General features: G+C 44.8%; 2 protein-coding genes. Both read right to left on the bottom strand.

Annotated elements, in window-relative coordinates:
- Positions 1 to 52 precede the first annotated feature (52 nt).
- Positions 53 to 15,817, bottom strand: a complete 15,765-nt coding sequence (gene bacA / locus M1E03_RS08935; RefSeq protein WP_458110748.1) for a bacitracin non-ribosomal peptide synthetase BacA — start codon at positions 15,815 to 15,817, stop codon at positions 53 to 55.
- A gap of 335 nt (positions 15,818 to 16,152) precedes the next feature.
- Positions 16,153 to 16,857: a thioesterase II family protein gene (locus M1E03_RS08930; RefSeq protein ID WP_095291179.1), complete on the bottom strand. Its 705-nt coding sequence runs from the start codon at positions 16,855 to 16,857 to the stop codon at positions 16,153 to 16,155.
- Positions 16,858 to 16,870 lie beyond the last annotated feature (13 nt).

Below are 16,870 nucleotides of genomic sequence, written 5' to 3'. Positions count from 1 at the left end.
GGAAGCTGTACAATCTATCATTTCAAATGATAGATTGTACAGTGCAATTCCATCACACTTCCTCTTCCGCGTACTCCTCACTAACGGCCGATTCGGCTTCAGCGGTTAATACAAAACGCGCTAATGATTTTGCAGTCGGATGTTTAAAGAACGTGCTGATCCTCATATTAAGGCCAAACGTTTTGTTAATGGAATGAACAGCTTGCATCGCTTTCAGCGAATTCCCCCCCTTGTCGAAGAAATGGCAGGAAATACCCATCCGCTCTGTTCCGAGTACGTCCTCCAAGATGGAAATGATGCGCTGTTCGACATAGTTTCTTGGCGCTTCGTACTCCGCTTCAGTTCCTGCGCTTCTGTCCGGCTCAGGCAGGGCTTTTCTGTCCACTTTCCCGTTTTTGGTGAGCGGCAGCTTGTCCATGTTCACGAAATAGGCGGGAATCATATAATCCGGAAGCTTTTCACCTAAAAACCCTTTCAGCTCATCAAGGGAAATCTCACGCTTTGCCGTGATATAGGCGCAAATGTACGGGCGGTTCTCTCCGTCTTCTCTGACGGTAACGATCGTCTCGTTGATGTCTTCATGCATCTCCAACCGGCTTTCGATTTCGCCGAGTTCGATCCTGAAGCCGCGGATTTTCACCTGATGGTCGATTCGGCCGATGAATTCGATATTGCCATCAGGCAGCCATTTCGCTAAATCGCCCGTCTTGTACAGCCTTTCTCCCGGCATAAACGGATGCGGGATGAATTTTTCCGCCGTCAGTTCCTCGCGGTTTAAATATCCTTTGCTTAAGCCGTCGCCTGCGATGCACAGCTCTCCGGGAACCCCGATCGGCACGAGCTTGCCGGCTTCATCCATGATCAAAACCGACGTATTCGCCAGCGGGCTGCCGATCGGGATTGTTTCCGCTTCATCGTTTATCTCGTTGATAAAATAATATGTCGCATACACCGTGCTTTCCGTCGGGCCGTAAACATGAATCAATTTATCCCGGCCGACATGATCCAGCACTTTTCTCACATGCGGTATCGACGCTCTTTCCCCGCCAAAAAGGATTTTCCGCAGCTTGGCAAGACAGCCGATATTGATGTCGGCGAGCGTATTGAACAGCGCTGTCGTAATGAACATCACGCTGACTCGTTCTTTCTCAATCACTTCGGCCAGCTCATGTGTATTCAAGACTGTCTCTTTTTCGATCAGGACGAGTGACGCTCCGTTTAAGAGAGCGCCGAAGATGTCGAACACCGATCCGTCAAACGAATAGTTGGACAGCTGGAGAATGGCGTCATCTTCTGTGATGTCGATATAATTGGTATTTTGAACGACTCTCGCCGCACTGTAATGCGGGATAACCACTCCTTTTGGTGTTCCGGTTGAGCCGGACGTGTAGACGATGTACGCTGTATCGCTTGAGCAATTCACACGCGGAAGATTCTCTCCGCTTAGTAAGTGCAACTCGTCCGAACGCAAATCAACGGTTTTTATATCAAAAGGTTGAAGAAGCGAATCTGTTGTTACTAACAATGCCGCACCGCTATTTTTCAACATATAATCGATTCTGTCTCTAGGCGTTTCAGGGTCGATCGGCAGATACGCACCTCCCGCTTTTAAAATGCCAATGATGCCGATGATCATTTCAAAGGAGCGGTCCGCGATGATCGCGGCAATCGAGCCTCTCCCGATCCCTTTTTCCCTGAGGAGTCTCGCGGTTTGGTTTGCTTTTTCATTCAGCTCTCTGTAGGTCATGCGCTGAGCACCGAACACAAGAGCCGTCTGGTCAGGCGTCTTCATGGCCTGTTCCTCAAAGAGCTCATGAAGCGGCTTGTCTTTCGGATAATCCGTTTTTGTATCGTTGAATGTGTCTAAAATCCTCTGTTGTTCTTCTTTTGACACAAGGTTGATGTCTTGTAATGTTTGTGCCTCATCTTCCGCCACTTGTTCTGCGACGGTGATGATATGCTTTTCTAATGTTTCGATGATGGTGTTGTCATACACATTTTCATTAAATGTCAATTTGAGTTTCAGCTGCTCATTTTCTAAAACGCCGGTCAGATTAAAATCATAGTTGGTCCGTTCTTTTCCATGAACACCTTCCAGTTCAAAACCGCTTTCCCCGGATTGGCTTCTGAACAGCTCCTCATCAAACGCATAATTTTGAAAGGCCATGACATGGGTGATCAGCTCTCTTTTCATTTCACTCAGTTCCTGAATTTCCGATAAATTCATATAGCTGTATCGATTGCTTTCGATAGACTCGGCTTGTGTTTTCTTTAACACCTCTTTAAAGCTTCTTGCGCCTTCAAAGCTGATCCGGGTCGGTATTGTATGAATAAACAAGCCGACCATCTCTTCGATGCCGTCAACAGGAGCCTCCCGTCCCGAGACGACGGTTCCGAATACGACTTCATCGGTATTGTTGTATTTGGCGAGAATCATGCCCCAAATTCCTTGAAGAACCGTATTGATGGTGACATGATGCGTCTTGGCGATCCGGGTGATTTTCGTTGTCAGTTCTTTTGAAAACGATATGACTTTTTCTTTGCCGCCATATTCTTCTGACGTTGCGCCGCGATTGAACGCCGGAAGTTCAGACCGCGACTCATACCCTTTTAGATAATCCTTCCAGTATGCCGCCGCTTCTTCTTTATCTTGTTCTTCCAGCCATTTGATATAGTCTCCATACGGCTTCGGCTCTTTTAATCGGCGGGATTCACCTTTCATTATTTTTCCATATAGACTGAACAGCTCGCTCAAAACAATACCCAGACACCAGCCGTCCAGGAGGATGTGGTGATGACTCCAAATCAGCCGATACGATTCGTCATTCATTCTGATCAAACAAACCCTCATGAGGGCTTCACTGCTCAGATCAAAGCCTTTTTCCTGATCTTCTTTTAAATATGTTTCTATGAACCTATGCTGGCGAGTCCGATTTTCGCCTGTCAGATCTATTGATGCGAAAGGCGTTTTCCGTTCTCTAGCTATAATCTGTCTCGGTTCGGATGTGATTTCATATTCAAAAGACGCCCTTAAGATTTCATGCCTCTTCACGATCTCGTGAAAGCTTTCTTCTAAAATGTCCGGATGGACACGTCCTTTTAATTCGATGACAATTTGCTGGAGGTATGCCCCTGATGTCTGATCCATAGCGTTATGAAATAGCATTCCTTTTTGCATGTTGGCCAGCGGATAGATCTTTTCGATTTGAAAAGCGCTGTACTTATCTTTAATACGCTCCAGCTCTTCAAGACCAAGTGAGACATCGCCATAATCGGAAGGCGTCATGTCCGATCCTTCTTTATCAACGCAATGATCGACGATCTTTTCCAGGTTTTCTTTGAATGATTGATTGAGTTGTTCGATTGCGCTTGTTTGGTATTGGTCCTGGTTGAACGTCGTATAGATTGTCAATTCGCCGTTTAAAGAGATCGCATTCATTTCGACGGCGCAGTGCCTAGCGATTTTTCCGCCGATGCTTTCGCCCGGTGAAAATGGCGACTGGGAAAATACTTTTCTATTCATATCATTGTTCATTTCTCCAAAATAGTTAAAAGAAAGCGGAGCCTGAGTTTGTATTTTCTGAAGCTCTTCTGTCATGTATTTTAAAACGCCGTAGCCGATTCCTTTATTCGGTATTTTTCTCAACGTTTCTTTGACCATTTTGATATTTTGCGATGTTTCTTTTTCTTCTCCCAAATCGATAAAGACCGGATAAACCGTCGTAAACCAGCCGATCGTTCTCGTGATGTCAACACCGTCTAAGATGTCCTCCCTGCCGTGCCCTTCCATCATGACCTTCAATTTGTTTTCTCCGGTGATATCCCTGACTGCGGCGATTAATGCCGTCAGCAAAATATCGTTGATTTCCGTGTTGTAGGCTTTGTTTGCGTTTCGCAAAAGTTTTGCTGTCACGTCTGGGCTGATTCTGATGCACAAGGTCGCGCTGTGTTCAAACGTGTCTCGTTCAAGCTTTTCAGCAGGAATAAATGGAGCATCCGCTTCCAGGGCCTTTTGCCAATACTCCCTTTCCTTTAACAGCCTGCGGCTTTGGGCATACTTCTTCAATTGACGGGCGAACTCTTGGTATGAATCCGTTTTGTATCCGATGTCGAGAGGTTTGCCTTTCAATGCCTGAAGGTACAATGTTTCAAAATCCTCGAACAAAATTCTCCACGATACGCCGTCAACGACAAGATGATGGATCGCAATGAGCAGGTGATCGCCCTCATCAGCCCGGAAGATGCCAAGATGAACGAGTTTTCCTTTTCTAATCGATGATTTTTTTTGAATGCCTGTCGCCAGCTCAAACACCTTTTCCGCTTGATTGTCAAGGCCTCTTACATCATAAACATCCAGGTCGAACAAGTTTTCACGATAGCCTCTGTTGTATTGAATGATGTCTCCGTCTTTTTCTTCATAGATCATTCTTAACGCGTCATGCTGCTCCAGTATTTTATTGAAGGCTGTTCTGACGAAGTTTTCGTCATAGCCGTCTTTTCTAAAGAGCATAAATGACTGGTTGAAGTGGTCAAGCTCCTCTTTGTTGTTCGCAAAATATCTCTTTTGGATAGGAAGCAGTTCCGTCTCACCTGTAACGGGTTTGTTATGTTTGCGATGTCTCGTTTCTTCTGTGATCAATCGGCTGAGATCCTTTATTTTCGGATTGGCGAACAGCGCCTTCATCTCAAGTTTCAGGTTCATCTTTGCCAGCCTGGAAACGATCTGGAGCGCCTTGATCGAGTCTCCCCCTGCCGCAAAGAAATGGTGGCTGATCCCGATGTCCTCGGCACCGAGAATCTCTCTCCAGACTTGCACGAGTTTTCGTTCGATTTCATTTCGGGGCGGATCGTACCGAGTTCCTTCTATTAAATTTCCGTCCGCCTCAGGCAGTGCGCTTCTGTCCACTTTACCGCTTGGGGTGCGCGGGAGCCTGTCAAGCTTAACAAAATAGGACGGAATCATATAATCAGGCATTTCCCTTTCAAGAAATTGTCGTACATCAGCTGCAGGCAATTCCTGATCAGACGCGAAATAGGCGCATAAATAGCTGTTGCCGTTTTGATCCTTTCCTGAGATCACCGCCGCTTCTTTAATCTTCTCATGTGACAAGAGCTGCTGTTCCACTTCGCCAAGCTCTATTCGATAGCCGCGGATTTTCACTTGATGATCGGCGCGTCCCAAAAACTCAATCTGTCCATCAGGAAGCCACATCGCCAAATCTCCGGTTTTGTACATTTTTTTGCCCGGCTCAAATGGATGGTCGACAAACTTTTCCGCCGTAAGCTCAGGTCTGTTTACATACCCTCTGGCAACCCCTTCGCCTGCTATGCATAGTTCTCCGGCAATCCCAACCGGCAGAGGGTGGAGGTCTTTGTCCACAATATAGATGCTTGTATTGAGAAGCGGTCTGCCGATCGGAATGGACGGTGTTTGCGGCACTTTTCCCGATTCGATTTGATGTGAAGCAGCATCAACACAGCACTCTGTCGGGCCGTATACATTCGTGATATTGCATGACAGATTCGGGAATTTATGAAATAGGCCGCCTATGACATCAGGTGTTAAAGCATCTCCGCCGACAATCAATTCCTTCAGATCGAATTCGAGTTCCGTTTTGTCTACATACGCCAGCATGTTTAAATGAGCAGGCGTCATGTCCGATACATTGATGTTGTTTTTCGAATAATACTCAATTAAACTCATCGCATCCCAAGCTGTCTCGCGCGGGACGATGCAAAGGGTATGCCCGAAGAGAAGCGCTGCGAATATTTGTTTGACAGAGGCATCAAATATATAAGGCGCAACCAGTGCTACATTTAAATGAGCATCGAGATGATGGTAAATTCTTTCATTTAATCCATGAACAAGATTGTTCACACTATGATGCTCGATCATGACGCCTTTCGGTTTTCCAGTGGATCCCGATGTATAGATGACATATGCCAAATGCTCCGGCTTGATGTCATGCTTAAGGTTTTCCACGTGGTCATTTTGTCCGGTTTGATCAATCCGGATGATGTCTCCGGCATAAGCTTCACCCAGATCCACATCGCCTGCCGCGCATAATACGCTGACATCGCTGTCTTTTAACATGTAGCTTATTCTTTCCTGCGGATACGCCGGATCGATTGGCAGATAGGCTCCGCCAGCTTTCAAAATACCCATAATACCGACGATCATTTCGATTGACCGTTCTGTGAGAATCCCTGCTATCACATCAGGGCCTACTCCTTTTTGACGCAAGGTGAAAGCCAGGCTGTTCGCCCTTTCATTCAGCTCCCTGTAAGAAATCGTTTCATCCCCGAAGGCAACCGCCGGATGATCAGGCGTTTTTTCCGCCTGCTTTTCAAACAGCTCCGGTATCGTCATCTCTTTGCAGAACACACCGTCTGTTCGGTTAAAATCATACAGAACCCGATGTCTTTCACCCTTTGTCAGGACATCTATCTGATTGATGGCAATGTCCGGATGATCCGCCGCTTGTTCCAACAAGCTGATCAGGTGTTCAGATAGTCTTTCCATTCTTTCCTTGTTGAATAGCGTCGTTGAATACTCAACTTCCAATCTTAATCCGTCTGCCGCTTCACTCGCAGTCACTGTGATGTCAAACTTGGAAATGCCGCGCTTGATCTCCACCAGTCTGCTTCTCAGCCCCTCTGCTTCAAACGGCTTTACGTCTGTGTTATGGTACACGAGCATCGTATCAAAGAGCGGGTTTCGGGCCATGTCCCGTTTGATGTTTACTTTTTCTACAAGCTCTTCAAACGGATAATCCTGGTTTTCATAAGCCTGAAGCGTGTTTTCTTTTACCTCTTGCAAATAATGTCTGAAAGTCTTTTTCCCTTCCGGATGGTTTCTGATCGCCAAGGTATTGACAAACATGCCGATGAGATGTTGAATATCCTCATGATTTCTCCCTGCAGCCGGAGTCCCGACGATGATATCTTCCTGACCTGTATATTTGGAAAGCAGCGCTGTATAACCGGCCAACAGAAGCATGTACATCGTAACGCCGTTTTCTTTCGCCATATGCTGAAGCTTGCGGAATGTTTCACTTTCGATTGCTGCAGTGACGGTGTCACCTTCAGAGCTTTTCGTCAGCGGCCTTTTATGATCTGTCGGGAGATCAAGGACCGGGATATCGCCTTTATACGTCTTCAGCCAGTATTCTTCCTGTCTTTTCAGCTCCTCGCTACGGGCATGGCTATTTTCCCATTCTGCGTAATCTTTATATTGAATATCGAACGGTTCCAGTGATTTCCCTTCATACAGTGCTCCCAGCTCTTGAATGAAGATGTCGGTGGACACGCCATCGGAAATGATATGGTGCATATCGAACATCAGCAAGTGCTCACGTTCATTCACTTTGACGACCTCCGCCCTTAAAAGCGGTGCTTTTTCCAATTGAAACGGCCTGATAAAGCTTTTGATTTTTTCTTCGGCACTTTCTTTGCCGATGTCACTGTATGCGACTTGAAAATCGATCTCGTTTTCAATCTGCTGCATCACTTCACCGTCGATCATGACAAATGAAGTTCGAAATGATTCATGTCTTTTAATCATATTTTTGAATGTATTCTCAAATCGGCGGATATCAAAATCGCCTTCGAGCGTCATGGCAAAAGGCATGTTATATGCAACATGACTGCCTGCTTGAGAAAGGATATAGAGCCTTTTTTGCGCTGAAGACAATCGGTAATATGGTTTTTCTTCCGTTTTTCCTAACGATGTAAAAGTACTTTCCTTCGCCGCACCGATATATTCCCTCAGCCCTTTAATCGTCGGGGTATCGAATATTTGTCTTAAAGGCAGCTTGACATTCAGTTCTTTATGAATAGTTGATACCAAAGCGGCGGCTTTAAGCGAATGCCCGCCGGCTTCAAAGAAGCTGCTGTTGATTCCGATTTTATTGATTCCTAAAGCCTCTTCCCATATGGAAACAAGTTTTTCTTCCATCTGATCCCGCGGCGCTTCATAGCAGCGATCCATTGTGATGCTCCGTTCCGGAACCGGAAGGCTTTTCTTGTCCACTTTTCCATTCACGGTAAGCGGCAGCCCGTCAAGCTGGACAAAGTGCTGAGGAATCATATAATCCGGAAGGCTTTTCTTTAAAAACGCTCTGATCTTTTCCGGTTCTACTTCCTTTTTAGCCGTTACATATGCGCAAAGATACGGGTCATGATCTCCGTCTTCTCTTGCGATGACCGCCGCTTCTTCAATCTTTTCATATTTAAGCAGCTGGTTCTCGATCTCGCCGGGTTCGATCCGATAGCCGCGAATCTTAACCTGCTGGTCAACCCGTCCCAAAAACTGAATGTTTCCATCCGGCAGCATTTTGGCAAGATCACCTGTGCGGTACATTCTTTCCCCGGGTGCAAACGGATTTTCGATGAATTTTTCCCGAGTCAATTCCGGTCTGTTTACATACCCGCGGGCCAGCCCTTCCCCGGCGATGCAGAGCTCACCGCTGGCTCCGAGCGGACAAAGCTGAAGGTCTTTGTTCAATATATACACTTTGACGTTATCGATCGGTTTTCCGATCGGAATATTTTGATACGATTTGTCGATTGGAAAACTTGTAGCAACGACTGTATTCTCCGTCGGTCCGTAATTGTTTACGATTTGATAGCTTTTTTCTTTAAAGACGTTTAATTTATCTCCGCCCGTTAACAACGTTCTTAACGAATGATTGTCAAGCGCTGTAAATTGTTCGCAGACTGGTGTCGGCAAAAAGCTGATCGTAATATGATGGTCATGAAAATACCGGTTCAGCTTTTCAACATCCAGTCTTGTCTCCTGATTGAGGACATGAACGGTGGCTCCCGCTGTTATATAAGGGAACAGCTCCCAGACAAAAGCGTCGAAGCTGATGCTCGCATAAATCGAGCTGTTGTCGTTTTGTCCGACTTCAAAACAGGATTGATGCCAGCGGCACAAGTTGATCAATGATTGATGCTCGATCATCACGCCTTTTGGCTTTCCTGTTGAACCCGACGTATAGATGACATATGCAAGGTCGCCGCTTTGATTGACATTGTCAATGTTTGACCGATCCTGCCCGGCAATCCTCTCATCATCCATATGAATCAACTCGATCGATTCCGCTGTAAGCTCCTCGGCCAGCGGAACGTCAGAGATGATGACTTTGACTTCACTGTCAAAAGCCATGTATCTCATCCGCTCCAGAGGATACTCAGGATCAATCGGCAAATAGGCGCCGCCTGCTTTCAGCACACCGAGAACCGCTGCAATCATATCGGACGACCGCTCCATCACGATCCCGACGAGCGTATCCGGCTTGACACCTTTTTCTCGCAACAGCCTTGCCACTTGATTTGCTTTTTCATTCAACTGTCGGTACGTCAGTTTTTGATCTTCAAAAACAACCGCAGTGTGATCTGGTATTCGATTCACCTGCTCCTCAAACAGCTGGTGGATTGTTTTTCCTTTTGGATATGCCGTCTTTGTATGGTTGAAGAACTCTAAAAGTGTCCGTTTTTCTTGACGGGATATCATATCGATTTGATGTAAAGTAACATCAAGGTTTTCTGAAACTTCCTCTAAAATCCTGAAATAATCTTCCGCTATCTTTTGAATCGTCTCTTCCTTGAAAAGGTTTGTCGAATATTCAATGTTCAATACGATCTTTTGTTCAAAATCCAACACATTAAAGATCATGTCAAATTTTGCATTGTCCAGTTCAAAGATGATCGGACTCAGCTTGACATCGCCTTTCTGTTTGGTAAACATCCTGGCATCTTCCAGAACAAACATCGTGTCGAACAAAGGATTGCGGTTAGACTCCCGTACACCATTGAGTTTGCGGATCAAATCATCAAACGGATACTCGGAATTGTCAAAGGCCGCTATCGTACGCTCTTTCGTCTGCTGCAAAAATTCTTTAAAGCTGTTGGAAGTATCAATCTCGTTTCGCAAAGCAAGTGTATTTACAAAAACGCCGAATACATCTTGTAGATCAGGATGCAGCCTTCCGGCAGCAGCGGTTCCGACAACGATATCTGTTTGATTTGTATATTTATTTAAAAGCACATAATATGCGCTCAGCATCACCGTATAAAGAGTTGTTCCGGTGTGTTTCGCCAGCTTCCTTATATGATCTGACAGCTCCCGCTCCATTTCCAAAAACACGCTGCTTCCTTCAAACGTGTCGATATGATGACGTTTATAGTCATAAGGAAAGTCCAGCTTTGACGGTATATCGCGATAAACGTCAAGCCAATAAGCTTCCTGCTTTTTCATCGCGGCTGATTGATTAAATGTATGATTCCATTCCACATAATCTTTATATTGCACATTTACTTCCGGCAATGGCACATTGCTGTAAAGTTCCAATATTTCATTCATTAGGATCCCTTGAGAAACCCCGTCACTGATGATGTGGTGAAAATTTATGACCAGTATATGCCTAATATCGTCGATTTTGATCAGCTTGGCCCTCATAAGAGGCGGCCGGCTCAAATCAAAAGGCTTAATGGATTCTTTACAGTACCTGCTTGTGATCTCCATTAAAGCATGCTGATCTGTAATTGAAGCGTCTAAGCACTCGTATTCGAGGCGGAATTCGACATTCTCATAAATTTTTTGGATGAGTTCATTGTTTTGGATTTCAAACCCGGTTCGCAAAACTTCATGTCTTTGCAAAAATGTCTTCAATGCGTTTTCAAGCTGTATGGCGTTTATCCGGCCTTCGACAAGAAGGGCCATCGGAATATGGTAAGCTCCCCTTTCATTTTCCAGCATCGACAGCATATACATTCTTTGTTGGGCAGGGGATGTCGGATAATACTCTTTTTCGTGAGCTGTTTGAATCGGATGTTCCATATCGCTTTCTTCTCTGTTTTTCAAATAGTGGTCCAAAGCGATGATTGAATCATTTTTAAAGATTTCGCTGATCGGCATCTCAACATTCATTCGTTTGTTGATTTCCGTGATGATGGATATCGCTTTGAGTGAGTCTCCGCCGATTTCATAATAGCTGACATGAAGATTGATGCTGTCTAGGCCAAATATATCTTTCCAAATCTCCAGAAGCATGGCTTGTGTTTCATTCTCCGGCAGCATCGATCCGCCTCGTTGACCTTCATCTGCGGTATGCTGTTCAGCCAAGTCATGGAGCGTGCGCTTATCGACTTTTCCGTTTACAGTTAACGGGATTTTGTCAATTTCCACGAATTTCGCAGGAATCATATAGTCAGGCAGCGTTTTTTGCAAAAATTCCTTTACATCTAATTGGCTGATCGCGTTCTCTGCTACAACAAAAGCGTATAAGTTTTTGATTCCATCCGGACTTGTGTAATCAATAACCGATGCCTTCGTAATCTCCTGATGGCTTACGAGAGTATTTTCAATTTCCCCCATTTCCACTCTGTAGCCTCTGATCTTCACCTGGCTGTCTTTTCTTCCGAGAAACTCTACATAACCGTCCTCTTTCAAGACGCCATAGTCACCCGTTTTATAGATGTAACCTAATTCCTGATGATGGATAAATGAATGATCCGTTTTTTCTTGATCATGAATATACCCGCTTGCTACCCCTGCTCCGCCTATGTACAGCTCTCCTTCGACACCGACGGGACATAATTGTTTATTCTGGTTCAATACGTATATTTTTTGATTGGCCAGCGGTTTTCCATAAGGAATGCTTTTCCAGTCTTCCTCTACTTTTTGAATCGGATAGTAGATCGACCAGATCGATCCCTCTGTTGCGCCTCCCAAACTAATCACTTCTGCGTTTTTAAACGTCTTCTTTATGGTTGCAGGCAACTGAAGCGGTATCCAGTCTCCGCTTAGCAGGATGTGTCTGAGATGATGATTGAGCTCGTTGGCCGGGTATACATCGGCCGTCATTCCCATAATCGCCGGAACAGAATTCCAAATTGTAATCCGTTCTTTTTCGACTGTCTCTTTCAGACTGAATACATCCCTTTGGTCATCAATGATGACAAGTGACGCCCCGCTGCTTAAAGCGCCAAACACGTCATATACAGATAAATCAAAGCACAATGAGGAAATGCCCATTATGTTATCTTGTTCTGTGACGTTGAATTTTTCATTGATATCGAGAATGGTATTCGCTGCGGCACCATGCGTAATCTGAACGCCTTTTGGCTTGCCTGTGCTTCCTGACGTAAAGATGACATATGCCATGTCATCCAAATCGACTTTTCGGTCAACCGGCGCTTTTGAGAAGCGCTCGATATGTTCTTTGTCATACACGTCATGGCTGATGAAGAATTTGCAGTTGCTTTTTGATTGGATATACGCCTTTCTTTCTTCTGGATAATCCGGATCGAGAGGGATATAAGCTGCTCCAGTCTTCAATACAGCCAATAAATTGACAATCGTCCCCAGGCTTCTTTTGCCGATGACACCGATATAGTCGCCCCTTTCAACCCCTTTTCCAATGAGAAATCTTGCGACCTGGTTGGATTTTTCGTCAAGCTCCTGATAGGTCATCACCTCATCATGATGCTTGAGTGCCACTCTGTCAGGTCCATGTTTAACCTGGCCGGTAAACAATTCGTGCAAGGGCTCGGTATCGAAAGATTGATCTGTGTCATTATAGGCGCTGATCATCTGGCGGCTTTTTTCATTTATTTGGATGGTTGAAACGTCCTCGCCGGATACGGCTTTCTGGATGACTGCGATATACTGGTCAAACATCGATTCAATTACTTCATGTTCAAAAATTTGCTCCACATAGTCCCATGTAATATAAAGGCCGCCGTTTATTTCATATACTTGGTTGTCAATGTATACTTGCGACGTTCTTGTGCTAAAGAAATGAATGTTGTCAAAATCGACAAGACTGTCAAATGAGTCGTCGGGATTTTCACTCAGCACGCTTGTGAATACGATCGGCATGACCGCTTTTTTATTCATGCCATTCTTTTTGGCGATGTTTCTGATCACATCAACTCCGTCATAATGTCTGTGTTCCAGTGCTTCTAAAAGCGTGTCCTGAACATTTAAAGCAAATCTCCAGAAAGAGCTCGTGTTTTCTTCGGCATGGATGTCCAGCAGCATTAAAGAGGTAAAATCTCCGATCATGTTTTTGACATCCGGATGAAACGGGATTCTGTTAAATACGGTTAAATTGATAGCAAAGTGGTTTTGCCGGCTCCAATAAGCTAAAATATAGGCATATGCAGCACAAAGGACTGAGGTCGGCGTGAGATGATAATGCCGGGCTTTCTTTTTTAATTCATTCCATGTATGTCTATCCAAAAACGTTGAAAACTTCTTGAACGAAGGTTTCGCTACATGGGCTGGATCTGATTTAAGAGGCAGCTCAGGCGCACTTGGAAAATGATCCAGTTTATCCAGCCAATATTTTTGGTCTTTTTGATATCTGCTTGTTTGCTTAAAATCGATCGAGGCCAAAACATAATCTCTGAAGCTGTATGCTAGTGAAGGCAGTTTGAGGCCGGGGTTTTCATATAGTTGTTTAAACTCCCTGATTAATCGTTTCATACTGCTGTCATCGCAAATGAGCGGGTCCACATTGAGGAAAAAATATTTTTTCTCTCCCGGCAGCATAAACGTTTTGAGTTCAAACAAAGGCCATACACTTGGATCAATGATCTTTGATGTCATCTTCTCCCGCTGTTCTAAAATTCTGGCGTTGATTTCTTCTTCTGTGAAACCTCTTAAATCCTGAGTTTCGATTGTATAACGTTGTGTTGCTTCGAGAATTTTTTGCGTTCCGTTTTCAAATACGATCGTGCGGAGAATCGGATGCCTGTCAATCAATTTTTGCAGTGTCAGCTGAAATCGATTCAAATCGACATCAGCTTCAAATTCGACAGTTAAATTCGTAGCGACTCCGCCGATTTCGAACGACTCATCTCTTCCAACTAAATAAGCCAGCTGAATGCCTGTAAGCGGGAATGTTTCATGGATATTTTCCGGATCGGCAGCCCTTGTCACGAAGCCGTCTCCCTTGTCTTCTTGTTGATTAGCTTCGATAAAAGCGCTCAATTCCTTTATGGTCGCAAGCTTAAATAGCTGATGCAGCGGAATTTCAACATTCATTTTTTCCTTTATTTTGGCGATGAGCTCCATCGCATGCAATGAATGTCCGCCCATTTGTGCAAAATGATCATGAATGCCCGCTTTTTCAACGTGCAAAACATCCTGCCAAACAGCTGCCAGCTTTTCTTCCGTTTCATTTCGCGGCGCTTCATATTCGTTTTCCGCCCCCGCCGTTCTGTCCGGCTCAGGCAGGGCTTTTCTGTCCACTTTTCCGTTTTTGGTGAGGGGCAGCTTGTCCAATTTGACAAAATATGCGGGGATCATGTAGTCTGGAAGCTTTTCACCTAAAAATCCTTTCAGCTCATCAAGGGAAATCTCATGATTTGCCGTGATATAGGCGCAAATGTACGGGCGGCTTTCTTCGTCTTCCCGGACGATGACGATCGTCTCATTGATGTCTTCATGCATCTCCAGCCGGCTTTCGATTTCGCCGAGTTCGATCCTGAAACCGCGGATTTTCACCTGGTGGTCGATTCGGCCGATGAATTCGATGTTGCCGTCAGGCAGCCATTTCGCTAAATCACCTGTTTTGTACAGCCTTTCTCCCGGAATGAACGGATGCGGGATGAATTTTTCCGCCGTCAGTTCCTCGCGGTTTAAATATCCTTTGCTTAAACCATCGCCTGCGATGCACAGCTCTCCGGGAACCCCGATCGGCACGAGCTTGCCGGCTTCATCCATGATCAAGACTGACGTATTCGCCAGCGGGCTGCCGATCGGGATTGTATCGGCTTTTTCATCTATTTCATTGATGAAATAATATGTCGCATATACCGTGCTTTCCGTCGGGCCGTAAACATGAATCAATTTATCCCGGCCGACATGATTCAGCACTTTTCTCACATGCGGAATCGACGCTCTCTCCCCGCCGAAGAGGATTTTTCGTAAATTCGACAGACAGTCGACATGAATATCTGCAATCATGTTGAACAGTGCCGTCGTAATGAACATCACGCTGACCTTCTCCTCATTGATAGCGCTTCCAAGTCTATTGATGTTCAATAACGCTTCCTTCTCAATCATGACCAGCGACGCTCCGTTTAATAAAGCGCCGAAGATGTCGAACACTGATCCGTCAAACGAATAATTGGACAGCTGGAGGATCACGTCGTCTTCTGTGATATCGATATAATTGGTATTTTGAACGACCCTTATGACACTGTAGTGCGGGGTGACGACGCCTTTTGGCGTTCCCGTGGAACCTGATGTGTAGATAATATAGGCAGTATCGCCGGAATCATTGACAGAACTGAGCGGTTCTTTACTGAATCCGTCTGAAGCCTCTTTGTCCAGCTGAACGATGTCAGCCTCACAATCGATTCCGTCTGCCGCTTTTCCTTGCGTTAGCAGCACCGCGGCTTTCGTGTCGCTGAGCATGAAGGCCATTCTGTCTTTCGGCGTTTCAGGGTCGATCGGCAGATACGCACCTCCCGCTTTTAAAATGCCAATGATGCCGATGATCATTTCAAAGGAGCGCTCCGCGATAATCGCGGCAATCGAGCCTCTGCCGATCCCTTTTTCCCTGAGAAGTCTCGCGGTTTGGTTTGCTTTTTCATTCAGCTCTCTGTAGGTCATGCGCTGAGCACCGAACACAAGAGCCGTATGGTCAGGCGTCTTCATGGCCTGTTCCTCAAAAAGCTCATGAAGCGTCTTGTTTTTTGGATAATCGGTCTTTGTGTTGTTAAAATGTAGGATCAGTTCTTTTTCATTCTCTGTCATTTTGTGAAATACCCCATTTTCTAATGAATGTTTAGCAACCATATAAAAATTCTCCTTTTTGATAAAATATTCACCATAATATTGGTCTGTAGTTGCTCTTTTACCGATTTTTTATTGAACCTCCGTCTTGTGAAAACAGATTATCAAAAATAATCATTATTTTCCATGGGAATATTGTTTAATAATGGTTAATTTTTTATGAATTGGATATTTTATATTTTACATTGTCGAAACACGTATTTATGAGACAAGATAAACAGCAACCAGATCAAAAGACCTAAAAAACACTGTTCCGATTATAATAAAAGTAATTTTCGAAGCGGCGGAGGAAGGAAAAATAGATTAGACCCGGGCTTGAATCTCGCCGAAATCGTAGGTTAAAACGTCCGGCTGGCTGTCAGTGAATAATTGATGATGCCGGTGATCTTTTCAACGTGATGGTGCAAAAAGAAATGATTCCCCTCAAAGTAGTAGGCTGTAAAGTGTCCTGAAGTATGATGTTTCCAATCGGATACATCTTCCTTGCTCATAGCGTCTTCTTTTCCGTTGAGAACGGTAATGTCGCAATCTATTTTGCTGTTTCTTTCTTGATAGATATAGTTTTCTACCATTTTAAAGTCGCTTTTGAGAATGGGGATAAACAATTCAAATAGCTCTTCATGATTGATGAGCTCCTCAGGTGTTCCCCCGAGCTCGACAATTTTTTTCTTAAAAATAGGATTGGGCAAGGTATGCAGTTTTTCTTTCTTTCTGATCCTCTTTGGCGCTTTATAGCCCGAGAAAAAAATGTGAACCGGTTTTTCAGCCCCCGCCCCGCTCATTTGATAGTAAAGTTCATATGCCAAAAGGCTTCCCATGCTGTGCCCAAAAAGAGCGTAGTCGTCACCTTTTCGTTCAGCTTGAACCTGCTCAAAAATGTCTTGAACTGCTTCTTCAAGGCTTTCGTAACAAGGCTCGTTGAAACGCCGGCCCCTTCCCTTCAGCTGAATCGGACAAATCTCAATGTCGGGCTGCATATGGCCTTTCCAGGAATAAAATGCAGATTCGGATCCGCCGGCGTAAGGCAGGCAAAATAATTTCATTTCTATCATTCCC

The sequence above is a fragment of the Bacillus sp. PK6-013 genome (assembly GCF_054161445.1).
Note: the sequence above shows the minus strand (reverse complement) of the source record. Positions and strands in the feature narration are given on the sequence as shown.